This window comes from Polaribacter atrinae, assembly GCF_038023995.1.
Taxonomy (GTDB): Bacteria; Bacteroidota; Bacteroidia; order Flavobacteriales; family Flavobacteriaceae; genus Polaribacter; species Polaribacter atrinae.
Genome location: NZ_CP150660.1, coordinates 3,859,403 through 3,881,858, shown reverse-complemented (window position 1 = coordinate 3,881,858; position 22,456 = coordinate 3,859,403). Strand labels below are relative to the sequence as shown.

The following is a 22,456-nucleotide window of genomic DNA, read 5'->3' as shown; positions in this document are numbered from 1 at the left end:
GCATGATAAACCAAACAGTAAACGAAGGTAAAACAACAGCAATTATAAGTCATTTATGGGTTATTGGTTTAATCATTGCTTTTTTTATGAACAACAGTAAAAAGAATTCTTTTGCTAATTTCTATATCAGACAAATGGTTGGTTTAAACTTGGCTCAATTTTTAAACGGATGGATCATTTATAAGTTTATAGGAGGAACAGCAGGAATAATTGTAAGTGCTATATTATTAGTATTATGGGTTATTTCTTTAATTGGAGCCGTTAAAGGTGAAGAAAAAACGATTCCCGTAATTGGAGACCAATTTCAAGAATGGTTTAAAAACATATAATTATATTAAAAAGGAATATAAATGAGCGATCTACAATACATAGTTAGACAACCCAAAAAAATTGCTAAAAACCCGCCTTTATTAGTTTTACTACATGGCTACGGAAGCAATGAGCAAGATTTATTTTCTTTTGCTGAAGAATTACCAGACGAATTATTAATTGTAAGTGCACAAGCACCTTATACTCTAGGTGCCGGAAGCTACGCTTGGTACGCTATTAATTTTGATGATATAAATGGTAAGTTCTCAGATTTAGAACAAGCAAAAGAGTCTATAGATAAAATTGCCATCTTTATTGATGAAGTAAAAACAAAATACAACACAAATCCAGAAAAAACTTTTTTACTAGGTTTTAGTCAGGGAGCAGCTTTAAGTTACTCTTTAAGTTTTTTCTACCCAAATAAAGTGCAACACGTAATTGCTTTAAGCGCATATGTAAACACAGAATTGCTACCAACTGCTATTTCAAAAGAAATAGAAACTGATTATTATTGTTCTCACGGAACTGTAGACCAAGTTATCCCAATAGAATGGGCACGAAAAAGCAAACCTTTTTTAGATAATTTAGGGCTTAAAAATGTGTATTCAGAATATCCTGTTGGGCATGGTGTTGCTCCACAAAATTTTTACAGTTTTAAAACCTGGATTGAAGAACGTTTGTAATTTTCTATACTTAAGATAAACGAACTACCTAGTCTAATAAAACTAACGAATAAGATTAATAAAAACCTCAAACATTCGTTTGAGGTTTTTATTTACAAACAAATTAAATTCAGCAATAGACAAAATATAACTTTTTGTAGAATTTGAAGTACAAATAAAGACCAACAATACATACTTTATTAAATTATAACGCATGAATACACTAATAAAAGTAATTGACGCAGAAGATATTTTGACAATAATTCAGCTTTTAACAAAATTAAACACAAAAACTCCTTTAGACATATTAAAAGAAAGAGTTATAGAAATATCAAAAAATACAAATTACGAATGTATCGGGCTATATGTAGATGAAAAACTAGTAGGAATATCTGGTCTTTGGTACTCTACAAGACACTATATAGGTAAATCTGTAGAACCAGATCATGTAATAATTGACGAAGCCACAAGAGGACAAGGACTTGGAAAACAACTCTTTAACTGGATTGACAATCATGTTAAAAATAAAGGTTGTGAAGCTATTGAATTAAATGCATATTCTAGCAATCCTAAATCTCATAAGTTCTATTATAATGAAGGATACAACATCTATGGCTTCCATTTTTTAAAGGTATTACGAGACGATAAAAAATTTTATTAATTTTTTTCAAAAAAAGGTTGCAGATATTAAAAAACATGTTATATTTGCAACCGCTTACCAATAATGCGAAAGTAGCTCAGTTGGTAGAGCGTCAGCCTTCCAAGCTGAATGTCGCCGGTTCGAACCCGGTCTTTCGCTCAAAAGACTTCATATTTTCATATGAAGTCTTTTTTTTGCTTAAAATATTAAAAAGAATTTTTGGTTTTTTAAACCTCTAAATTCTTATCATAAGGAATACGATTTAAAATATGATTAATCACATTTACACGCGCTTCCGTTTTTCTATTTGCTCTAATTATTTTCCAAGGAGAAAGCTCTGTATGTGTTTTTTGAAACATCGCTTTCTTATACTCTGTATAATCGTCCCATAGCAGTTGAGCCTTTTCATCTAACTTGGTCATTTTCCATTGCTTTAATGGATCGCTTTTTATGTCCGCAAAACGTTTTGCTTGTTCTTTTTTAGAAATCGACATATATATTTTTACTAAATGAATTCCAGATTCTAAAATCATTCTTTCAAAATCATTTACCTGGTTCATAAAAATATTATACTCATCTTGGGTACAGAAGTCATTCACTGGCTCTATAACCGCTCTATTGTACCAACTTCTATCAAAAAACACTATTTCTCCTGCTTTAGGAAACTGCTCTACATATCTTTGAAAATACCATTGAGACTGTTCATCTTCGGAAGGTTTTGGTAACGCAACAATACGCATGTGACGTGGATTAATACGCTCTGTAAGCCTTCTAATAGCCCCTCCTTTTCCTGCAGCATCTCTACCTTGAAAAACAATAATTATTCTTTCATTATTATTAATCGCCCATTTTTGTAAACGTATCAACTCCACTTGTAAACTTTCAAGCTTTCTTTGATAATCTACATATCTAATGGCTCTTTCTATATATAGAGGTTCTTTAGACAACAGCGCTAATAAACCTTTCTTAGAATTTAATTTTTTTAAATTTTTAGGTGATATTTCCATATTAAATTTAATCTATATTAGTGTTAGACCTATAGTAACGCATTACAACATTAGGATCTGGTGTTAAAATTGTTTTGGCTTCCTTATCCTCGTAATCAAATTGAGATAAAACATGTCTAATAGCTTCTAGTCTTGCTACTTTTTTATCATTCGTTTTTATCATCATCCAAGGGCTATAAGAAGTATGTGTCTTTGAGAACATTTCTCCCTTATAATGCGTATATCTATCCCAAAGAATTTGACCTTGTTTATCAACAGGACTAAATTTCCATCTTTTTAATGGATTTTCTTTCCTTCCCTCAAAACGCCTTAGCTGCTCATCTTTACTTATAGATAACCAAAACTTAATGATAACAACACCATCCTCATACATCATGTGCTCAAACTCGGGCACTTGCACCAAAAACTCTTTATATTGTTGATCTGAACAAAACCCCATAACAGGCTCTACAACAGCTCTATTATACCAGCTTCTATCAAAAAAAACAATTTCACCAGGGTTTGGCAACTCTTTTATATAGCGCTGAAAATACCATTGTCCTTTTTCTATTTCTGTAGGCTTATTTAAGGCAACCAATCTACTAGAACGCGGATTTAGGTGCTCCATAAATCTACGAATATTACCACCTTTACCAGCTGCATCTCGTCCTTCAAAAATAATGGCAACACGCTGGTTGGTATTAGAAATCCATCGTTGTAATTTAACTAGCTCTATTTGAAGTAACCTTAGTTCTTCATTATATATAATCGTTTTTTTCACTTTCTTACAAGCCTCATTCTTTTCACCTATAAGTGCTAATAACTCTTTATTATTTTTAACACTTTGAAAGTCTTCTGAACTTAATCCTTCTTTAATTTCCATAAATTCTATTTACTAGGACTAAAATAGCTACTTTTTTTTAGAAATACATGAAAAAAAAATCATTTTAAATAAGTTATTTTATATTTGTTAATTATGAAATACTTAATACTTAGTCTAGCTCTCTTTATATCTTCATTTTCGATTGCTCAAGAAAAATTCTCAAAAGAAATTAGTCTTATTACAGATAACGATTTATATGTTTCTGCTCTTAGAGATCGATATTATACAAGTGGGGTTTTCTTAAGCTATAGCTATCTTTCTAAAAACAAAAAAGAGTCTTTAGAGAAACGAATATTAGAATGGAAAATAAACCACGAAATGTATACCCCGTTTAAAGCTACAGTGCAAGATGTAAGCAACCACGATAGACCTTTTGCAGGCTATTTATACGGAAGTTTTGGAATAAAAAGAGTCTATAAAAATAACCAAGTTTTTAACACCACTGCTCAAATTGGAGTAATTGGCGCTAATTCTTATGCAGAGGAATTACAAGAACTTATACATAACATTTATGGCTTTAAACAAGCGATAGGTTGGGAATATCAAATAAAAAATGCTTTTGCATTAAACTTTAATGCTGAATATTTAAAAACCATTGTAAAAAACAAGAATAGTAATTTTGATATTACTTGGACTAACAATGTAAATCTAGGGACTGTTTACACTAATATTTCTACGGGGGCGTGTGGTAGAATCGGACTAAAGCCTCTGCAAAATTTAGCAAATTCTATTGCGTTTGACACTAATCTAAATAATGAACAAACCAATTATTTTAGAGAAGTAGAATCTTTTTTCTACATAAAACCAACATTACGCTACGCAATCTATGACGCAACTTTGCAAGGAAGTTTTTTAAATGACACAAGTCCAATCACCAACGATTTAATGCCTGTCGTTTTTAACCTTGAATTAGGATTAAAATTTACAGCAAATCGATTTAACTTTGGATATTCGTTCCACTACAACACAAGCAAGTCTAAAGATTTACGATTTACAAACGGACACAGATACGGACGTATAGCCATTAACTACCTGCTACATTAAAATAGTTTTCCGAAACCGTATTTAGTTTTCTTTTTACTTTAGCAATATAATGACACCCGTAATAAAACGCAGCTTTAAAAAGGTTATTTTTAACGATGTGCAAAGAATCATTGTTGATAAATATTTGTAATAATGGATCACGTAATTACTCTTCAAAAAACTCATCTTTAAAACCAATTAAATATAATTTTTCTTGCGCTCTAGTTAATGCTGTGTACAACCACCTATAATATTCTTTAGACACACCCTCTGGTAAATAAGGCTGCTCAATAAACACTGTTTTCCATTGCCCACCTTGAGATTTATGGCATGTCATCGCATAAGAGAATTTAACTTGTAATGCATTAAAAAACAAATTCTTTTTAATCTCCATAAACTGTTTAGACTTCGATTTTAAATGTGCGTAATCTTCTTTTACAGCCTGATATAATTTGTTTGATTCATCATAAGTTAAAGAAGGTGATTCACTTGTTAAAGTATCTAACAATAAAACAGTTTCAAATGGCTGCATATCTGGATAATCAATCATACGGACTTCTACTTCAGCAAATTTAAAACCGTACAATTCTTTAATCGAAAATATTTTTAAAACTTCACAAATATCACCATTGGCAATAAAACCTGCGGTTGAATTTTCTTTTAGCCAAAAATAATTGTTTTTCACAACCATTATATAATCACCTGCAGAAATTTCATTTTCTTGCCCACGAATTTTCATTCTAATTTGTTGATTATATTCATTCGCTCTTTTATTAGAACGAACAATAAACGCTGTATCCTCTACTCCATCACTATCGTAGGCAGTAACTAACGCATCTTCTATATCATAACCATCATCTAACCGTACGATATCTGGAAAATTAATATCAAACTTAAAATTAATGGCATCATTTTGAATCATTAACCTTAATAAAGTTGCATTTGCAAGAATACCAGAATCTTCATGCTGACGCATTACTTCATCTAATTCTATTTCTGTTACGTTTTTATGATAATCATACACCAAAGTATCCTCTTCTAAAGCAGGACTGATATTTAATTTTACAGGAGGCAATTGTGCAGTATCTCCAATAAATATTAATTTACATTGATGCCCCGAGTACACATATCTGATTAAATCATCTAGCAAAGAGCCAGAATCAAACAATTTCTGGTTCTGTCTACTATCTGGAATCATAGAAGCCTCATCAACAATAAAAATAGTATTTCTATGTTTATTGGGTTGCAAAACAAACCCTACACCACCATTTGATTGTTTTTTGGGGAAATATATTTTTTTATGGATGGTAAATGCAGGTCTTTTAGAATATACAGAAATTACTTTTGCAGCCCTACCTGTTGGTGCTAATAAAACTGCTTTCTTACCAATAGCCCCTAAACTGTTAACATAAGCACTAATACTTGTTGTTTTTCCGGTACCTGCGTACCCTTTTAGTAAAAACAAAGCATCTGTATCCTCTGTAAAACTAAAATCACTTAAAAGATTTAATAATTTATTCTGTTTAGTTGTTGGAGAAAATTGAAATTTTTTCAATAATTCTGCGTAAAAATCGGCTGTTTTATTTATCATATAAAAATTAATACAACAAAGATACATTGAATTGTAAATAAAAGTTTTTATCATAAAAAAAAAATTGTAGATTTGCCTTAGGACTATTAAAAAAAATACTTAACAATGGGATTACTTGGAATGATTTTGGCAGCTGTTTTAGTTGCAATATTACTAGCTTTTATTATAGTTAAATTTTTACCATTAAAATTAAGGTGGATTGCCTCTATATTACTTTTGGCTTTAACCGCTTTTTTAGTTTCTAAGATATACTACGGTATTATGGAGCCTATTATTTTTAACAAAACCAAAGTGGTCAAGTACAGCAAAGTTGTAGAAAACTTAAAAATAATAAGAGATGCAGAAGTTAAACATTTTGAAGTAACAGGACAATACACTAAAGACAAAAATGCATTAATAAAGTTTATTGATACGGCACAATTAGCCTTAACAGAAACTAAAACTATTGTAGAGAAAGAAAACAGAGGTGGTGGAATTATTATTGATGTAGAAAAAAGAAAAACAGATACTATCGGTTACGAGCCAGTTTCTAAGTATTTTAAAGGAAAAAACTACAAAGAAATGTTCAAAGTACCTGGTGTAGAAGGAAAAGAATTTGAGATTGAAGTAGGAACAGTAGAAAAAGTACCAGGAATGGTAGTACCAACTTTTTATGTTAAAACGCCTAAACAAGACATTTTAAAAGGAATGAATGAATCTCTTTTAAAACAAGAATTAGAGCAAATTGCAACAGACCAAATTAAAGGAGAATATGTTTCTGTTGGTTCTTTAGATGAAGTTTCAACTGGTGGTAATTGGCCTCCATCTTATGATAAAAAAGACAGTGATAAAGAAGAATAGTAGAAATACTGTAACACACACAAAAGATACAAAGTTATCCATCCAATTTAATTTGGATGGATTTTCTTTTTGTATCATAAATAACAGTACAAAAGAAACAAGTTACTTTTCGGAATATGTTTTTAATGAAAAACAATTAACCCCAGAAAGTCTCTTAAAAAAAATAGAAGAAATATTTAAAACAGACATTCATCTACAAAAAGATTTTTCTTCTGTATTAGTTATTCATCAAAACAATTTATTTTCAATAGTACCTAATCAATATTTTTCTGAAGACATCCTTTCTGACTATCTTAATTTTAATATTAAAACATTAGCAACAGATTTTATTGCTTACGATGATATAGAAAGCATACATGCAAAAAATGTATATGTACCATATGTAAATATTAACAATTACTTATTTCAAAATTTTGGAGAGTTTGAATACAAACACCATTTAACTATTTTAATTGAAAAATTAATTTCGTCTAATAATTCTAATGAGAAAAAAGTCTTTGTCAATGTTTCTAAAGAAAATTACGATATTGTAATACTACAAAATAAAGAATTGCAATTTTCAAATTCATTTAACTTTCAAACAAAAGAAGATTTTATCTATTACATCTTATTTACATTCGAACAATTAAAACTAGATGTAGAAAAAATTGCTTTATTTTTTACGGGAGATATTGAGCCGGAATCTGAAATATACAAAATCACGTATCAATACATTAGAAATGTTGCTTTTTTAGAGAGTAATAACAAAATTTTTAATGAATTAGATGCTTCTAAACATTCTAATTATATCCTTTTAAATTCATGAGAATAATTTCCGGAAAACACAAAAGCAGACGTTTATCAGCGCCTAAAAACCTACCTGTTCGTCCCACAACAGATATGGCAAAAGAATCGTTATTTAACATCTTAAACAACACGTATTTCTTTGATAGTATTGCTGTTATAGATCTTTTTTCTGGTACAGGAAACATTAGTTATGAATTCGGCTCTAGAGGAACTAAAGATATTTATGCCATAGACGCCCACTTTGGATGTATAAAATACATTAATGAAACAGCAAAAACTTTAGAACTACCAATAAACACTTTTAAAAGTGATGTCTATAAATTTTTAGAAAAGACTTCTTTACAAGCAGATGTTATTTTTGCAGATCCTCCTTACGATTTTGAAGAAGAACAATTTTTAAAAATAGTAGATTTAGTTTTTACAAATAACATTCTTAAAGAAGAAGGGGTTTTAATTGTAGAACACTCTAAACACACCGACCTTTCTAAACACGAGAAACATAGTTATGATAAGCGTTACGGAGGAAATGTATTTAGCTTCTTTGAAAACGAATAATTTTATCAATTAAGATTTTATCCATAAAAAAAACACGGCATTTACCGTGTTTTTTTTTATGAATGAAAAATAAAATCGATCTACAAGAGAGACTTTATAATATCTGCAACAGTAATTCCTTCTGCCTCCGCTTTATAATTCTTTACAATTCTATGCGATAAAATAGGGATTGCTACTGCTTTCACGTTTTCGATATCTGGAGAAAACTTTCCATTTACAGCTGCATGTGCTTTTGCTGCCAAAATTAAGTTTTGAGACGCTCTTGGACCTGCTCCCCAATCTAAGTAAGACTTTACTAAATCTGTTGCTTCTTTAGATTTTGGTCTTGTTTTACCAACTAAACCAACAGCATATTCGATTACATTATCTGCAACAGGAATCTTACGTATTAGTTTTTGAATTTCCACAATTTCTTCTGCAGAAAATAATGGATTTATAGTAGCACTTTTATTACCTGTTGTACTTTTTACAACTGCTACCTCTTCTTTAAATGAAGGATATTCTAAATAAATAGAAAACATAAACCTATCTAATTGCGCTTCTGGTAAAGGATAAGTTCCTTCTTGCTCAATTGGGTTTTGTGTAGCCAACACAAAGAACGGTAAATCTAATTTATAATGATTTCCAGAAACGGTTACAGAGCGCTCCTGCATTGCTTCTAATAAAGCGGCCTGTGTTTTTGGAGGCGTTCTGTTAATTTCATCCGCAAGAATAATATTAGAAAAAAGAGGTCCTTTAATAAATTTAAAGTGTCTATTTTCATCTAAAATCTCACTTCCTAAAATATCAGAAGGCATTAAATCTGGTGTAAATTGTATTCTTTTAAAATGCAACCCTAAAGCATCTGACACTGTATTTACTAACAAGGTTTTAGCCAAACCAGGTACACCTACTAATAACGAGTGACCTCCGCAAAAAATAGATAATAAAGTGAAATTAACAGCTTCATGCTGCCCAATAATTACTTTACCTATTTCTGTTTTTAGCGCGTTGTATTTATCTACTAAGTCTTTTACAGCTTTAACGTCAGACATTATTTATTTACTGCTTTTTTCCAGTTCTTATCAAACGTACATTTACTATGTGTAGGTCCGATGTTAATATAAGTATCTTTTATTTTTTCTTTAGACCATTTTGTAATGGTTTCTTCTTTCTTTTTCTGAAGCGCTAATTGTTGTACTTTAACGTAATCATCAATAATATTTGCAACATGTGTATCTGTTCTGTCTTTCATTAAAATGAACTTAAACATTTTATCTCCAGATCTTTCTTCATCATAAAAAGGGTCTGTCATTTCTCCTTTTTTAAGATCACTTACTCTTGCATAAAAAGCAGGATCCATTCTTGTTAAATCGAATTTAGACTCTCCCGTAGAAGGGTTAATTATAAGACCACCACTATTCTTAGTATCAGCATCATCAGAATATTTTTTAACAGCTTCATCAAAAGTTAAAATTCCAGTTCTAATTTTTAAGACAATACTATCTGCTTTCTCTTTAAGCTCATTCATTTTTGAATCAGGAACGTCTGGTTGCATTAAGATATGAGAAGCTACTCTTGTATTTCCTTTTATTGCATGCAACTGCATGATATGATAACCAAATTCTGATTTGAATGGTTTAGATACTTGATTCACATCTAAAGTAAAAGCCATTTCTTTAAATTCTTTAATAAAAGCAGATTCTTTTGTCACTGTATATTCTCCTCCATTATTAGTAACACCAGGATCATCTGAATTAATAATAGCTTTCATTCTAAAGTTAGAACCTTCTTCTATATCCTTTTTAATTTCTAATAATTTGGCAATAACTCTTTCTGTCTCTTCTTTTGTAGGGACTGCTGTTAAAACTATTTGAGCCAATTCTATCTCTGCAGGAAACTGAGGTAATTCTCCTTTTTCTTTTAATCCATTATAATACAAGCGTACTTCTTCTGGAGTAACATCTATTTTTTCTGTAATTTTTAATTGTTCTTTTTCAATTAAAAGATTTTCTGTTTGAACTGTAGTCAATTCCTTTTTTAAATCTTCTAAATCATTAAAACCATAGGCTTTAATTACTTTCTCTATATTTCCGTATTGTTGTGTAAAGTATTGAATACTTCTATCTACTTTATCAGAAATTTCAGCATCAGAAACAGTAACACTGTCTACCACTGCGTGGTGTGCCATTAATTTCTGTTGCATTAATTCTTCTAGCATTTCGCAGTCTGTTATCTTTACTTTCCCTTCGCTTCTTACTTCTACTTCTTGCTTAAACTTAGCAATATCAGAATCTAAAACGATGTTTTTACCAATAACAACGGCTACTCCATCTATTTTTACTTTTTGTGCAAAAGTCTGCAATCCTAAAAAACCTAGAAAAAAGGTAAAAATTGAGGTTTTAATATATTTTGAAATTGTTGTTCTGTGTTGCATCTTTTACTATTATTTTTTCTATCTCTCTTAATAATTCAATTTTACGTTTATGTAAAATCATTTGTTCTATAGTTGGTGTTATATAACTTAATGGCGCAATAGAATTACGTTCTAAGACGTCATTTATAGCCACCAAATATAAACCTATTGAGTCTTGTTTTTCGATGAATTTTGTTTTTTTTAACAGTTTTTCCTTTGAAAAAGGCAGTTTTAACAAAATGTTATCTAATTGAGTCCAAACAGAGTCGTTAAATTGATGTGATTTAAAACTTAACTCTTGTTTTTCTAATCTTTCTAAATCGCTAACATCATCCGATTTAAAAAGCTTCAGAATATTCTTTTTATCTTTAATATTATTGTCTACATGAAGATATCTTATTTTAACTAGCTCTTCATTTAGTTTAAAGTTTTCTTTATTCAATAAATAATACGATGTCAACTCCTCTTCAGAAATTACAGTATCTAATTGTTGTTTTACCAGTTGTTCTTTAAAATTATTTATTAATAAGCTTTCTTTATAGTCTTTAACTAAATCATCAATTTGGTTCACCGTTTCTAAAGAAATATTATTCTTAGCTTTTTCTAAAAAGAGTCTTTTAATTGCCCAATTTTGAATATAGCTTTTCACCAACACAATGCTATCTATATTAGATATGTTTTTAGGTAATACATTTACCAAATCTTCTCTATAAAGCTTTTCTTTATTAACAGTAGCCACAATTTCTGAGGTGTTAATTTCCTTTTCTTTCATTGTAAAAAACTCACAAGAAGAAAATAACACTACACAAAAAAGAAAAGCGATGTATTTCATTATTTATTTTCGTAAAATTTAATTAATTTTTTCAACTCCTTTTTACTCACTTTAACTTTACTTTTCTTTCTTAAGTCTGCAATCCAATTTTTTTCTAAAAAGGTTTGGTAGTCATTAATAACCTGTCCTTTAACACTTTTTAAGTCTGTTGTTTTGTATTTATCAGTTTGTGTTTCAAAAAACTTTTGTAATCCAATAGAATCCTTAGAAGATTTTGTCCAAATTTTTTCTTGCATCAATTCAAAAAGTAACAAACCATCTTCATATTCTTTTAATGTATATGCGTATTCTGGTTCTGTATGAATTAAATTCTCTTTATAGTACGTTAGAATTTGTTCTTCTTTAAACATATCAAAAAGTTTAAAAACAGCTAAGTGCCTTCTATTTCTAATATAGCTTATAAAAGTTTCTTGCGTAATATTTTTACCATTGATACTAATAATAGTATTCTGTAATGAATCTTTAGGAATTGCTCTTAGATTTTTTCTATCTAAAATCTTTTTAGCTTCTTCAAACTCCGTAATAGTGTACTCTTTTTTTAATTTATTTACAACTGCCATTTCAGACAACTGCATTCTAGAGCTCTTTTTTACTTTTTCTTTTAATTCATTTTTTAATTCATCAAAAGACTTAATAGGATGTTTTTTTATCAATTGTACAATATGCCAACCAAAACGAGTTCTAAATGGTCTAGAAAAATCAGCTATATTTTCTAAAGCAAAAGCTGCATCATCAAATGGTTTTACCATTCTACCTGCACCAAACTTACCTAATTTACCTCCATTATTTTTAGATCCTGGATCTTCTGAGTATTGTTTTGCTAAATCATCAAAACTCTCTTTATTATTTAATTTGGCATAAATACTATCTATCTTTATTTTACCAACCGCAGTGGTATCTCTTATTAAAATATGTGCAGCTTCAATTTCTCCTTTAGATTCTTTTACGTCATCAACTTGTAAAATATGATATCCAAATTGTGTTTTAAAAGGCATAGAAACGTCGCCCACCTTAGTTGTGTATGCCGCAACCTCAAAAGGATACACCATACTAAAAGCAGAGAAATACCCTAAATCACCACCATTTCCTTTTCTACCTGTTTTAGGATCATCTTGGGCAGATCTATCTTCAGAATATTGTGCCGCTATTGCTTCAAACTTTTCTCCTTTTATAATTCTGTCTCTTAATTCTAAGATTTTATTATAAACCATTAAAGTGTCTTTTGGAGACGCTTCTCTTGGTAATCTTATTAAAATATGTTTTGCTTTTACTTGATTTTTAGTTCTAAAATAAGCGTCTTTTACCAATTGATCTATAAAAGTAGTGTCTTGCAAATACGGTGCAGAAAGCTGATTTTTATAAGATTCCATTTCTCTTTTATAAGATGGCAACGTATCTAAATTAATAGCATAAGCTTCTTTTACTTTTAGCTTATAATTAATGTATAAATCTAAATTTTTAGTAACACTTTTTGCTTCTTCATTATCAATAGCATCTAAATTTTTTTCATAGACTCTTTTAAATTCTGAAACAGTTGTTTTTTCACCATCTATGGTGATTAATGTTTTGTCTTTCTTTTGAGAAAAGACAGAAATGGAGACACTTAAAACAAATAATAAAACTATTCTTTTCATAAACGACTTAATTATAATGAAATGATTCCTTTAATTTTCTCAGCTTTTAAATAATAAGAAATTACTTTATCAGAACTTTCTATCTTTAATACGATAGAAACGCTCACATATTTCCCTGTCTTAGATTTTTTTGTGTTAATTACTGCCCCAGAATCATTAAATAAATCTTCTACCTCTTGAACCTGATTGCCATCTGTAGGTACAATAAATTTATACATATAGTCTGCAGGAAAGTTAGTTGTATCGTCTAATTGGTCTTTTAACTTTGTATAAAATTCTTTTTTATCACTCATAAAAACACTTCTTTATTATAAATTAATTATAAATAACAAGACACAAAATTACATTAAAAATTAGTTTTATAAAGGGAATCATTTATTTTTGTGAAATGCAGCAAAAAATAGTCTTAATAGGTGGACCCGGAACAGGAAAAACCTCCGTTATAAATGAATTAGTAAAAAGAGGGTGTTTTTGTATGCCAGAAATATCTAGAGAAGTTACTCTAGAAGCTAAAAAAAAAGGAATCGATCAATTATTTTTAACTGAACCTTTATTGTTTAGTAAACTGCTTTTACAAGGCAGAGAAAAACAATTTTTAGAAGCAAGTAAAAGCAACGAAGACCTTGTTTTTTTTGATAGAGGAATTCCGGATGTTCATGCCTATATGGACTTTTTTAAAACAGAATATCCTGCTACTTTCTTTGAAAAAAGCAATCTATACAAATACAGTAAGATTTTTCATTTCTCGCCGTGGGAAGACATTCACACGACAGATAATGAACGTTATGAATCTTTTGAAGAAACCATAGAAATTGATCGCTTTTTGATGAAATCTTATACAGATTTAGGCTATTGTATTATTAATGTTCCTTTTGGTTCTTTAAAAGAAAGAACCGATTTTGTAATTAATTCGCTTGCTTGCGATTTATGATTTCGCCTAAAGAAATATTAAAAAAATATTGGGGTTTTTCTGAGTTTAGGCCACAACAAGAAGAAATAATTACGGCATCCTTAGCACAAAAAGATGTCATTGCATTGTTGCCAACAGGTGGCGGAAAGTCTATTTGCTTTCAAATTCCGGCTTTAGCCAAAGAAGGTGTCTGTTTAGTTATTTCACCATTAATTGCTTTAATGCAAGATCAGGTAGAAAACTTAACGCAAAAAGGCATTAAAGCCACAACTATTAAATCGGGTTCTACACAAGATGAAATGATTACCTTATTTGACAATGTTAAATTTGGAAGCATAAAATTCTTATACCTTTCTCCAGAAAGATTACAATCGTACTTTATTCAACAAAAAATAAAAGAATTAAACATCAACTTAATTGCCATTGATGAAGCACATTGTATTTCTGAATGGGGACACGATTTTAGACCTTCTTACAGAAATATCAACATATTAAGAGAGCTTAAACCCGATATTCCTTTTATAGCTTTAACAGCAACGGCAAATCAGAAAGTTCTTGGAGATATTGCTAAAAACCTTGAATTAAAAGAACCTATACTTTTTAAAAAATCTTTTTTTAGAGAAAATTTAGCCTATCAAATTTTTACTATTGAAGACAAATTGCAACGTTTACTTCAAATTTTTACAAAAACGAAAACACCTGCAATTGTTTATGTCAATTCTAGAAAAAAAACGACTCAGATTGCTTCGTTTTTAAATGCAAATAATTTTAAAAGTTCTTTTTATCATGGAGGTTTATCATCCGTAGAAAAAAACATTTCTTTTGAAAACTGGATGACAGAGAAAACCCCCATTATGGTGGCTACAAATGCCTTTGGAATGGGAATTGACAAAGCTAACGTTGGCTTGGTGATTCACTTAGATTTGCCTACAAGTATCGAGAATTACGTACAAGAAACAGGGAGAGCTGGTAGAAATAGTAAAAAGTCATTTGCGGTTTTGTTATACAATAAAAGTGATGTTTTATTATTTAAAGACCGTTTAGAAAAAACGCTGTTAAGTATCAGTGAAATTAAAGAAATCCATAAAAAATTATATCAATATTTTAGAATTTATTTAGGTGAGTTGAGCGAAGAGTCTTATTCTTTTAACCTTTTAGAGTTTTCTAAAAAGTATAAGTATTCCGTATTAAAGGTAGATACTGCCCTTAAAATATTAACCAATAATGGAATTATAGAAATTAGCAATCAGTATAACAAAAAATCTACGTTGCAATTTATTGTGAATAGTAAAACGGTTTTAAATTATTTGGATAAAAATCCTATGATTAAAAACTTTACCAATTCCATATTAAGAACCTATGCAGGTTTATTTGAAGAGGAGGTAAAAATTGATGAATTTTTTATCGCTAAAAAATCGGGTCTCACTACTAATCTTGTTTTAGCTAATTTTAAACGTTTAGAAAACGACAATATTATTGAATATAAACCTGTAAAAAATGATACGGAGCTTGTTTTTCTACTTCCTAGAGAAGATGATTACACCATTAATAGATGCTCTAGAGAAATGAAGCAATTCATCCATCAGAAAAAACAAAAATCAGAAGATTTAATTGCTTTTATACAAAACAATACTATTTGTAGAAGCAATCAAGTTTTAAGTTATTTTGATGAAATAAAAACAGAAAAATGTGGCATTTGTGATGTTTGTATTTCAGAAAACAGAAAACCTATTAAAAATTTATCATCAGAAATACTATTACTATTAAAGGAGCAACAAGTTTTATCATCACAAGAAATTAGTGCCTCTTTAGTAGCAAATGAAAAAGACATTTTAATACATTTGCGACAACTATTAACAGATGATAAAATAAAAATTAATCATCAGAATAAATACCAATTAAACAACTAATTATGAAAGACATGCGTATTGTTTTTATGGGAACTCCAGATTTTGCTGTTACTATTTTAAAGCATTTGGTAGAAAATGATTATAATGTAGTTGGTGTAATTACAGCATCTGATAAACCTGCAGGAAGAGGACGAAAGTTAAATGAGTCTGCAGTAAAAAAATATGCTACTTCGGTAAACTTACCTATTTTACAACCTACCAATTTAAAAAACCAAGACTTTAATAAGGAGTTGAAAGATTTAAATGCAGATGTACAAATTGTAGTTGCTTTTAGAATGTTACCAAAAGTAGTTTGGCAAATGCCTAAATATGGTACCTTTAATTTACACGCTTCTTTATTACCAGAATATAGAGGTGCAGCACCAATACATTGGGCAATTATAAACGGAGAAACTAAAACAGGGGTTACCACATTTTTTATTGATGATAAAATTGATACTGGAGAAATTATCTTACAAGAAGAAATAGCTGTTTCAGAAACAGAAACTGTTGGTACATTACATGATAAACTAATGTTTTTAGGAGCCGATTTGGTTGCAAAAACAATAGACTTAATTGCTACGGAAAAAGTAACAACTACAAAGCAACCCGATTTAGAAGAAAAATCTGCATCTAAATTAAACCCAGAAAACTGTAGAATAGATTGGACAGATACTTTAGACAATATCTATAATAAGATTAGAGGCTTAAATCCTTTTCCGGCAGCTTGGACCACTATAATAAATGAAAAAGAAGAGATAGCTGCTAAAATTTATGCAATTAGAAAACAAAGCAATGAAGAAGAACCTCATAATTATACCATTGGTAAAATTATAGCCACAAAAAAAGAATTAAAAGTGGCTGTTAATGGCGGTTTCATTATTATTGATGAAATAAAACTATCTGGAAAGAAAAAAATGGATGCAAAAAGTTTACTAAATGGCTATACTTTTTCTTCTGAAGCGAATGTCTTCTAAAGCCTTTATCTGTAAGGTTTTTATAGGTTTTTGTGATTTACAACTACCTTTATTAACAATTTACACATATTTATTAACAAAAAGGTGCTTTTTTTGCACTCAAATTTGCGTAAACCCTTAATCCATCTATATTTGTTAAGCTATTAAGCAAAAAATATACAATTAATTTTAAAAAAATTTATTTATTATGAACAAGTCAGATTTAATCGATGCAATGGCTGCTGATGCAGGAATTTCTAAAGTAGCAGCTAAAGCGGCATTAGAATCTTTTACAGACAATGTAACTTCTGCTTTAAAAGGTGGTGATAAAGTTGCTTTAGTTGGTTTTGGTACATTCTCTGTTTCTAACAGAGCTGCTAGAACAGGAAGAAACCCTCAAACAGGAAAAACTATCGAAATCGCTGCTAAAAACGTAGCTAAATTTAAAGCTGGAGCTGGTTTAAGCGACGCTGTAAACTAAAACATATAGTTTTTAAAGTATATAAAAACTCTCTTTTTTTAAGAGGGTTTTTTTTTATGGAATTTTTTATTATATTTAACATAACTTTTACATATACAAAACTTGAAACTAAATAAAGGTAAATTATTAATTGCAGAACCTGCTATTTTAAATGATAGCGCATTTAATAGAACCATAGTCTTACTAACAGAACATACCGCAATTAATTCTGTTGGCTTTATCTTAAATAGACCTCTAGATTATACGATTAATGATCTACTACCAGAGATTGATTGTGATTTTCCTGTATATCAAGGAGGTCCTGTAGAACAAGATAATTTATACTTTGTACACAAAGTTCCACAGCTACTCCCGGATAGTATAGAAGTTGCCAACGGAATATTTTGGGGAGGAAGCTTTGAGTGTTTAAAAGACTTATTAAATACTGATACCTTAAAAGTATCTGATATTCGTTTTTTCTTAGGCTATTCTGGTTGGGGTAAAGAACAACTAGACCAAGAAATGAATCAAAATTCGTGGTTTGTTGGCGACAATGATTTCGAAAATATTTTTTCTATGGACAATGAAAGCCTATGGAAAAATAAATTATTACAAAAAGGAGGCAATTATAAGCTTTGGGCAAATGCTCCTAGTGATTTCAACTTAAATTAAACACCTGTAATTTGTAATACTTTTAAATTACCTGCTATTTTTTTTCCAACTTCCGTAGTAAATACTTTTTTCTTATAACCAGTAACTGGTTGAACACCAATAATTGCATTTGTAATAAATACTTCGTCTGCTTTTTGTACTTCAAAAGGAGATATTGAAGTTTCTTCTAATGTAAAATCTTTGTTTTTAGACAAAATATCAATCACTTTATTACGAATAATACCTTTTATACAACCTTCTGTAAGTGCTGGCGTTTTTATAACACCTCCTTTAATTATAAATATATTTCCGTTAGTTACCTCTACTACTCCCTTTTTTTCATTTAATAAAATACAATTGTCTAAATCATTTTCATCAGCAAAAATACTAGCCAAAGTATTCAGCATTCTATTATTGGTTTTTATGGTTGATAAAAGCCCTGAGTAATTGTAGAAATCTTTATAAACATCTAAAGAATAAGTTTCTTTTATCTGATAAGAACTTTCTGAAGCTTCTATAGTGTAATCTATTTTATTAGTTTTAGGCGTATACAAACCACCGTCTTTTCTAAAAATATTTAAACGAACTCTATATGTATTTGCATCACCTTGAGCTGCAACTGTTTTTAAAATTTCTTGTTCTAAAAATTCTAAAGTAAATTCCATAGGAATTTTCATACGTAACATTCTCATAGAGGCCATTAATCTAAAATAATGATCTTCCCAAAAAATCACTTTTTTATGCATCACTTTTACAGTCTCAAAAATGGCATCCCCATATTTAAAAGCTCTATTTTCTGATGATAATTTTATATTTTCTGGATTTAATAACGCTCCATTAAAGTTAATCATAAATACATTTTTTTTAGCCTTGCAAAATTAATGCTTTTTAAAATATTTTAGCATAAAAAAACTCAACAATAATGTTGAGTTTTATATTTTAATAATATGTATTGAACCACAAAATACTTCAAGTTTTTAACAGAATAATACTGCTACCTATTAAAGGTTAAAACTTAAGCACCTATAGTGTGTCTTAATTCATCAATTTGATTTTCCCATAGCTGTTTCGCTTCTTCTACATCATCTTCATCATCAGCAAAATCTGTAATAATTAAAGAAACATCTTTTGTTAAAGCATCTACTTGAATTTTAATTTCAAAAAAACTATCATCCCCTTCACTTTCTAACCATTTAAAACGAATTCGCTCATCTGTTTTCTTAGTAATTAATTCTGCAATTTCTTCTTCTCCTTCCCAAGTAAAACTATATTCTTTACCTCTAGAGTTAACTTTATCTGCAAACCATTCTTGTAAATTAGAAGGAGATGAGATGTACTGATACAACATGTGAGGTGATGCGTGAATTGAAATTTCTAATTCGAATTTTATTTTATCCATTATTATTTTCTTAGGTTGACAAGATAGTTAATAATTTTATTTTAAAAAAATTTAAAACACTTCTTGTCAGTTTGTAAAATTCTATTATATTTGCAGCCTCAAACAAATGGCGAGGTAGCTCAGTTGGTTAGAGCGCAGGATTCATAACCCTGAGGTCACGGGTTCAAATCCCGTTCTCGCTACAAGTAAAATCACCTACAAAACAACAGTTTAGTTCATGCTAAACTGTTTTTTTATGCATAACATTCAAGAATTCCTTACCTTTAACTCCAAAATTGAACACGATTTAGAACACGATTTGGAAAACAAAAAACAATTCTCTATTCCCAAAATATATTCTGCTAAAGAAAATTTATCAAAACGATGGTATGTTTATTTTTCTTTTAGATGCCCTAAAACGGGTAAATTAAAAAGAATGCAAAATATTTATGGAAAAGCAAATTTTTATAAAACAAAAGAAGAACGTTTAGCTATTTTAACTTCACATAGAAAAAATTTACTCATTCTATTAAAGAAGGGATATAACCCTTTTGGAAATAATGAAGAATTATACAATGAAATTAATCCTCCTAAGGAAGAAAAAGTAGTACCAAAGACAGCACAAAAAAAAACTATTGAAAAAATTGCTAAAGAAATAGTTTTAGACAAAAATATCGAAGAGAAACCTACTGATAAAAGAACAACAGAATATAAAAAAGATATTAATAGTCTATTAATTAATGATGCTTTTGAATTTGCTTTAGACCTAAAAGCAAAAGTTGTAAAAGAAAATACAATTTATGACTATAAAAGAAAAAGTATTCATTTTACAAAATGGTTAGCAGAAACGAAACCTGAGATAAAATATATTTCAGAAATTAATAGGCAAGACCTTGTATCTTACTTAAATAGTATCCTTTTAAATACAAGTGCTAGAAACCACAATAATTATAGAGTAGAATTAGGCAGCTTATTTCAAGTTCTTAAAAATAATGAATACGTTAAGGAAAATTATATTATAGGTATCCCTATTTTGAAAACTAAACCAGAAAAACACAAACGGTTTACAGAAGAGAAACAAATAGAAATATTCAATTATCTAGATAAAGAAGATAAAATAATGTCTTTATTTATAAAATTTGTTTCTTATTCTTTAATCAGACCCGTAGAGATTTGTCGACTAAAAATAAAAGACATTGATTTAGAAAATAATACAATGCAGTTTAAAGCCAAAAATAGTCCTTTAAAAACTAAAATAATACCAGACATACTTTTAAAAGAATTGCCCGATTTAAGTAAACTTGATAAAGAAACTTACCTTTTCTCTCCGAATAAGTTTGGAGATTTTTGGATAGCTACAGACAACAACCGTAGGGACCACTTCTCTAAAAGGTTTAAAATTGTAAAAAAACATTTTCAGCTAGATGGAGATTATACTATTTATAGTTTTAGACATACATTTATATTTGTTTTATACAATAACCTTCGTAAAACAAAATCTCCTTTTGAAGCTAAAAGTGAATTGATGTTAATAACTGGACATAAATCTATGACCTCTTTAGAAAAGTATTTAAGAAATATTGACGCTGAATTACCTAAAGATTATTCTAATTTATTCTCAAAATAATGAAAAATAAAAAGAATAAAAATAGTGAAATTTATAATAAGTTAAGAGATAAAGCTAGTTACCCTCTTGTATTTTACGCACCATTAGACTACTTCAGCCACTACTTAGAAAAAGAACAAATTCATGCTATTGAATGGTTATTTGATAGGATTGCCTATGCAAGTAAAAAAATGGAAGTTATATTTATGGATGAAAATGAAATTACGTTCGACATTCTAAAAAAAAACACAAAACTTAGAGAGAATTTGTTTGAATTAGTTGATTTACACAACGACTTAAATGAAAATCAATTTATATTTATTTTAGAAAACTATAAAGACCATATAATGGCTATGGATTATTTTTCTGACTTAATGTTAGGCGATATTAAGAGAAGATTTAAAAATGATTATCAAAAATATTACAGTCTATTCTCTCTACAATCCTCCTATTTTAAAGAACATAGGCAATCTATAGACAAAGCTTTTCCGTCTTATATAGAGAGGTATAAAAGAGAGATAGACCCTAATGCCTTTTTAACTGAAAACATCACTAAGAAAGAAAAAACAAAAAAGGCACCTAAAAAAAATAAAGAAAAACTAATTTCTGATCTCGAATCGCAAAATTTTCTACTTGAAACAGTATTTAACTTAGACCCTAAATTACTAAACCAAAGACTTCTTCAAAGCCTCTAATTCCACCCCTAATCCATTAAACATTTGCATAATACTACTCAATTTTAGTTCGTGTTCTTCATACTCTTGCGTATTTATGCTACAAGTAAATTTCCAAAGTTCTAAAACTTCCTCTAAGGGAACTTCATAAGACTGATATTCTCTGTTATCTGGTTTTAAAAGTAAACTTCCTTTTTCTTCAATTTGATCATACACTCGTTTGTAGGTCATACCATCATTTTTAGTGACTATGATATAAGACGTTCCATTTTTAACATCTGTAATATTTTCTACAAATTCAGCTACTACATAAGAACCATCTTTCATAGGCAACATAGAATCTCCTTTTATAGGAAAAGCTCTGTGTTTTCCTGTTGGTAAAAAAGGTAATTTTATTTTTTGCAATTGTTCAATATATTCAGGATCATCATAACCCAATAAATAACCAGCAGAAGTTTTTGCAGAAACCACCTCAATCAAATTTTCATTTTCAGTATCAACACTTATCGGAAATAGTACTCTTTTGTTTCCGACTTCAATAAAAGAAACATCTTTTGCTTTTGTCAAATCATTTCTTACAATAATATCTATTGGCAGCTTAAAGTAATCAGAAAAATCTATCAAAAATTCTATGCTAGGTGACGACCTACTCTCTTCATAAGAGCTTATTCTTGATCTTGTTACCGACAATTCTTCCGCCAAAAACTCTTGTGTTAGCCCTTTTAACCTTCTTAAATGTTTGATGTTTTTTGATAAACTACTCATAATGCTACAATATTGAGCAACAAATGTATGA

The 22,456-nt window shown here is 29.3% G+C and carries 25 protein-coding genes and 2 tRNA genes; 16 read left to right on the top strand and 11 right to left on the bottom strand.

Annotated elements, in window-relative coordinates; translation table 11 throughout:
* Positions 1-2: 2 nt before the first annotated feature.
* The 4 genes from WG945_RS17065 to WG945_RS17050 all read left to right on the top strand — a co-directional run bounded on the left by WG945_RS17065 (position 3) and on the right by WG945_RS17050 (position 1,770).
* Positions 3-329, top strand: a complete 327-nt coding sequence (locus tag WG945_RS17065; RefSeq protein WP_068449861.1) for a hypothetical protein — start codon at positions 3-5, stop codon at positions 327-329.
* Between the two features lie 21 nt (positions 330-350).
* A complete protein-coding gene (locus tag WG945_RS17060) occupies positions 351-992 on the top strand; it encodes an alpha/beta hydrolase (RefSeq protein WP_068449860.1) in 642 nt (213 codons plus the stop codon).
* 193 nt (positions 993-1,185) lie between these two features.
* A complete protein-coding gene (locus tag WG945_RS17055) occupies positions 1,186-1,632 on the top strand; it encodes a GNAT family N-acetyltransferase (protein ID WP_068449859.1) in 447 nt (148 codons plus the stop codon).
* 65 nt (positions 1,633-1,697) lie between these two features.
* Positions 1,698-1,770 (top strand) — tRNA-Gly (locus tag WG945_RS17050).
* A gap of 68 nt (positions 1,771-1,838) precedes the next feature.
* Here WG945_RS17050 and ppk2 (WG945_RS17045) read toward each other — a convergent pair.
* On the bottom strand, positions 1,839-2,618 hold the full coding sequence (ppk2, locus tag WG945_RS17045) for a polyphosphate kinase 2 (RefSeq protein ID WP_068449858.1): 780 nt from the start codon (positions 2,616-2,618) through the stop codon (positions 1,839-1,841).
* Between the two features lie 7 nt (positions 2,619-2,625).
* Positions 2,626-3,480 carry a polyphosphate kinase 2 gene (gene ppk2, locus WG945_RS17040; protein ID WP_068449857.1) on the bottom strand — a complete coding sequence of 285 codons (855 nt, stop codon included), beginning with the start codon at positions 3,478-3,480 and terminating at the stop codon, positions 2,626-2,628.
* Positions 3,481-3,573: 93 nt separating this feature from the next.
* Between ppk2 (WG945_RS17040) and WG945_RS17035 the strand changes: the two genes are divergently transcribed.
* Positions 3,574-4,524 carry a lipid A deacylase LpxR family protein gene (locus WG945_RS17035; RefSeq protein WP_068449856.1) on the top strand — a complete coding sequence of 317 codons (951 nt, stop codon included), beginning with the start codon at positions 3,574-3,576 and terminating at the stop codon, positions 4,522-4,524.
* Positions 4,525-4,669: 145 nt separating this feature from the next.
* On the opposite strand, the gene WG945_RS17030 is transcribed toward WG945_RS17035, so the two are convergent.
* The gene (locus WG945_RS17030) at positions 4,670-6,094 is read right to left on the bottom strand and encodes an ATP-dependent DNA helicase (protein ID WP_068449855.1); all 1,425 of its coding nucleotides are present in this window, start codon (positions 6,092-6,094) and stop codon (positions 4,670-4,672) included.
* 105 nt (positions 6,095-6,199) lie between these two features.
* On the opposite strand from WG945_RS17030, the gene WG945_RS17025 reads away from it, so the two are divergent.
* Genes WG945_RS17025 through WG945_RS17015 form a run of 3 tightly spaced genes read left to right on the top strand, consistent with a single transcriptional unit; the run spans position 6,200 to position 8,275 of the window.
* Positions 6,200-6,934, top strand: coding sequence for a hypothetical protein (locus WG945_RS17025; protein ID WP_068449854.1), 735 nt, complete (start codon positions 6,200-6,202; stop codon positions 6,932-6,934).
* A complete protein-coding gene (locus WG945_RS17020; protein WP_197482083.1) occupies positions 6,903-7,739 on the top strand; it encodes a DUF3822 family protein in 837 nt (278 codons plus the stop codon). The genes WG945_RS17025 and WG945_RS17020 overlap by 32 nt, the downstream gene beginning before the upstream one ends.
* A complete protein-coding gene (locus WG945_RS17015; RefSeq protein ID WP_068449853.1) occupies positions 7,736-8,275 on the top strand; it encodes an RsmD family RNA methyltransferase in 540 nt (179 codons plus the stop codon). The genes WG945_RS17020 and WG945_RS17015 overlap by 4 nt, the downstream gene beginning before the upstream one ends.
* An 80-nt stretch (positions 8,276-8,355) precedes the next feature.
* On the opposite strand, the gene WG945_RS17010 is transcribed toward WG945_RS17015, so the two are convergent.
* Genes WG945_RS17010 through WG945_RS16990 form a run of 5 tightly spaced genes read right to left on the bottom strand, consistent with a single transcriptional unit; the run spans position 8,356 to position 13,429 of the window.
* Complete coding sequence (locus WG945_RS17010) at positions 8,356-9,309, bottom strand: AAA family ATPase (RefSeq protein ID WP_068449852.1); 954 nt, start codon at positions 9,307-9,309, stop codon at positions 8,356-8,358.
* Positions 9,309-10,691 carry a peptidylprolyl isomerase gene (locus tag WG945_RS17005; protein WP_068449851.1) on the bottom strand — a complete coding sequence of 461 codons (1,383 nt, stop codon included), beginning with the start codon at positions 10,689-10,691 and terminating at the stop codon, positions 9,309-9,311. The genes WG945_RS17010 and WG945_RS17005 overlap by 1 nt, the downstream gene beginning before the upstream one ends.
* Positions 10,657-11,502 carry a hypothetical protein gene (locus tag WG945_RS17000; RefSeq protein ID WP_068449850.1) on the bottom strand — a complete coding sequence of 282 codons (846 nt, stop codon included), beginning with the start codon at positions 11,500-11,502 and terminating at the stop codon, positions 10,657-10,659. The genes WG945_RS17005 and WG945_RS17000 overlap by 35 nt, the downstream gene beginning before the upstream one ends.
* Positions 11,502-13,136, bottom strand: coding sequence for a peptidylprolyl isomerase (locus WG945_RS16995; protein ID WP_068449849.1), 1,635 nt, complete (start codon positions 13,134-13,136; stop codon positions 11,502-11,504). The genes WG945_RS17000 and WG945_RS16995 overlap by 1 nt, the downstream gene beginning before the upstream one ends.
* An 11-nt stretch (positions 13,137-13,147) precedes the next feature.
* Complete coding sequence (locus WG945_RS16990) at positions 13,148-13,429, bottom strand: DUF493 family protein (protein WP_068449848.1); 282 nt, start codon at positions 13,427-13,429, stop codon at positions 13,148-13,150.
* A 95-nt stretch (positions 13,430-13,524) separates the two neighbouring features.
* Here WG945_RS16990 and WG945_RS16985 point away from each other — a divergent pair, with 95 nt between their 5' ends.
* The 5 genes from WG945_RS16985 (at position 13,525) to WG945_RS16965 (ending at position 18,023) form a co-directional block, all read left to right on the top strand.
* The gene (locus WG945_RS16985; RefSeq protein WP_068449847.1) at positions 13,525-14,067 is read left to right on the top strand and encodes an AAA family ATPase; all 543 of its coding nucleotides are present in this window, start codon (positions 13,525-13,527) and stop codon (positions 14,065-14,067) included.
* Positions 14,064-15,956 (top strand): RecQ family ATP-dependent DNA helicase, encoded by a 1,893-nt coding sequence (locus tag WG945_RS16980; RefSeq protein WP_068449846.1) that lies wholly within the window; start codon positions 14,064-14,066, stop codon positions 15,954-15,956. Before WG945_RS16985 ends, WG945_RS16980 begins: the two co-directional genes overlap by 4 nt.
* A gap of 2 nt (positions 15,957-15,958) precedes the next feature.
* Positions 15,959-16,912: a methionyl-tRNA formyltransferase gene (fmt, locus tag WG945_RS16975; protein ID WP_197482082.1), complete on the top strand. Its 954-nt coding sequence runs from the start codon at positions 15,959-15,961 to the stop codon at positions 16,910-16,912.
* A gap of 187 nt (positions 16,913-17,099) precedes the next feature.
* On the top strand, positions 17,100-17,372 hold the full coding sequence (locus tag WG945_RS16970; RefSeq protein WP_068449845.1) for an HU family DNA-binding protein: 273 nt from the start codon (positions 17,100-17,102) through the stop codon (positions 17,370-17,372).
* A 93-nt stretch (positions 17,373-17,465) separates the two neighbouring features.
* The gene (locus WG945_RS16965; protein ID WP_068449844.1) at positions 17,466-18,023 is read left to right on the top strand and encodes a YqgE/AlgH family protein; all 558 of its coding nucleotides are present in this window, start codon (positions 17,466-17,468) and stop codon (positions 18,021-18,023) included.
* Here WG945_RS16965 and WG945_RS16960 read toward each other — a convergent pair.
* On the bottom strand, positions 18,020-18,853 hold the full coding sequence (locus WG945_RS16960) for an aminotransferase class IV (RefSeq protein WP_068449843.1): 834 nt from the start codon (positions 18,851-18,853) through the stop codon (positions 18,020-18,022). The genes WG945_RS16965 and WG945_RS16960 overlap by 4 nt on opposite strands.
* A gap of 164 nt (positions 18,854-19,017) precedes the next feature.
* A complete protein-coding gene (locus tag WG945_RS16955) occupies positions 19,018-19,401 on the bottom strand; it encodes an START-like domain-containing protein (RefSeq protein ID WP_068449842.1) in 384 nt (127 codons plus the stop codon).
* A gap of 108 nt (positions 19,402-19,509) precedes the next feature.
* On the opposite strand from WG945_RS16955, the gene WG945_RS16950 reads away from it, so the two are divergent.
* From WG945_RS16950 to WG945_RS16940, 3 genes are all read left to right on the top strand, one after another.
* Positions 19,510-19,583, top strand: a tRNA-Met gene (locus WG945_RS16950).
* A gap of 53 nt (positions 19,584-19,636) precedes the next feature.
* A complete protein-coding gene (locus WG945_RS16945; RefSeq protein ID WP_068449841.1) occupies positions 19,637-21,007 on the top strand; it encodes a tyrosine-type recombinase/integrase in 1,371 nt (456 codons plus the stop codon).
* On the top strand, positions 21,007-21,681 hold the full coding sequence (locus WG945_RS16940) for a hypothetical protein (protein ID WP_068449840.1): 675 nt from the start codon (positions 21,007-21,009) through the stop codon (positions 21,679-21,681). The genes WG945_RS16945 and WG945_RS16940 overlap by 1 nt, the downstream gene beginning before the upstream one ends.
* Here WG945_RS16940 and WG945_RS16935 read toward each other — a convergent pair.
* Entirely contained in the window at positions 21,652-22,425 is a 774-nt protein-coding gene (locus tag WG945_RS16935; RefSeq protein WP_068449839.1) for an XRE family transcriptional regulator, read from the bottom strand. The two genes, WG945_RS16940 and WG945_RS16935, sit on opposite strands and share 30 nt — an antisense overlap.
* Between the last annotated feature and the right edge of the window lie 31 nt (positions 22,426-22,456).

Coding starts and splice junctions, on each gene's coding strand:
- WG945_RS17065 (WP_068449861.1), top strand. CDS start 3: ATGATAAACCAAACAGTAAACGAAGGTAAAACAACAGCAATTATAAGT.
- WG945_RS17060 (WP_068449860.1), top strand. CDS start 351: ATGAGCGATCTACAATACATAGTTAGACAACCCAAAAAAATTGCTAAA.
- WG945_RS17055 (WP_068449859.1), top strand. CDS start 1,186: ATGAATACACTAATAAAAGTAATTGACGCAGAAGATATTTTGACAATA.
- ppk2 (WP_068449858.1), bottom strand. CDS start 2,618: ATGGAAATATCACCTAAAAATTTAAAAAAATTAAATTCTAAGAAAGGT.
- ppk2 (WP_068449857.1), bottom strand. CDS start 3,480: ATGGAAATTAAAGAAGGATTAAGTTCAGAAGACTTTCAAAGTGTTAAA.
- WG945_RS17035 (WP_068449856.1), top strand. CDS start 3,574: ATGAAATACTTAATACTTAGTCTAGCTCTCTTTATATCTTCATTTTCG.
- WG945_RS17030 (WP_068449855.1), bottom strand. CDS start 6,094: ATGATAAATAAAACAGCCGATTTTTACGCAGAATTATTGAAAAAATTT.
- WG945_RS17025 (WP_068449854.1), top strand. CDS start 6,200: ATGGGATTACTTGGAATGATTTTGGCAGCTGTTTTAGTTGCAATATTA.
- WG945_RS17020 (WP_197482083.1), top strand. CDS start 6,903: ATGATAAAAAAGACAGTGATAAAGAAGAATAGTAGAAATACTGTAACA.
- WG945_RS17015 (WP_068449853.1), top strand. CDS start 7,736: ATGAGAATAATTTCCGGAAAACACAAAAGCAGACGTTTATCAGCGCCT.
- WG945_RS17010 (WP_068449852.1), bottom strand. CDS start 9,309: ATGTCTGACGTTAAAGCTGTAAAAGACTTAGTAGATAAATACAACGCG.
- WG945_RS17005 (WP_068449851.1), bottom strand. CDS start 10,691: ATGCAACACAGAACAACAATTTCAAAATATATTAAAACCTCAATTTTT.
- WG945_RS17000 (WP_068449850.1), bottom strand. CDS start 11,502: ATGAAATACATCGCTTTTCTTTTTTGTGTAGTGTTATTTTCTTCTTGT.
- WG945_RS16995 (WP_068449849.1), bottom strand. CDS start 13,136: ATGAAAAGAATAGTTTTATTATTTGTTTTAAGTGTCTCCATTTCTGTC.
- WG945_RS16990 (WP_068449848.1), bottom strand. CDS start 13,429: ATGAGTGATAAAAAAGAATTTTATACAAAGTTAAAAGACCAATTAGAC.
- WG945_RS16985 (WP_068449847.1), top strand. CDS start 13,525: ATGCAGCAAAAAATAGTCTTAATAGGTGGACCCGGAACAGGAAAAACC.
- WG945_RS16980 (WP_068449846.1), top strand. CDS start 14,064: ATGATTTCGCCTAAAGAAATATTAAAAAAATATTGGGGTTTTTCTGAG.
- fmt (WP_197482082.1), top strand. CDS start 15,959: ATGAAAGACATGCGTATTGTTTTTATGGGAACTCCAGATTTTGCTGTT.
- WG945_RS16970 (WP_068449845.1), top strand. CDS start 17,100: ATGAACAAGTCAGATTTAATCGATGCAATGGCTGCTGATGCAGGAATT.
- WG945_RS16960 (WP_068449843.1), bottom strand. CDS start 18,853: ATGATTAACTTTAATGGAGCGTTATTAAATCCAGAAAATATAAAATTA.
- WG945_RS16955 (WP_068449842.1), bottom strand. CDS start 19,401: ATGGATAAAATAAAATTCGAATTAGAAATTTCAATTCACGCATCACCT.
- WG945_RS16945 (WP_068449841.1), top strand. CDS start 19,637: ATGCATAACATTCAAGAATTCCTTACCTTTAACTCCAAAATTGAACAC.
- WG945_RS16940 (WP_068449840.1), top strand. CDS start 21,007: ATGAAAAATAAAAAGAATAAAAATAGTGAAATTTATAATAAGTTAAGA.
- WG945_RS16935 (WP_068449839.1), bottom strand. CDS start 22,425: ATGAGTAGTTTATCAAAAAACATCAAACATTTAAGAAGGTTAAAAGGG.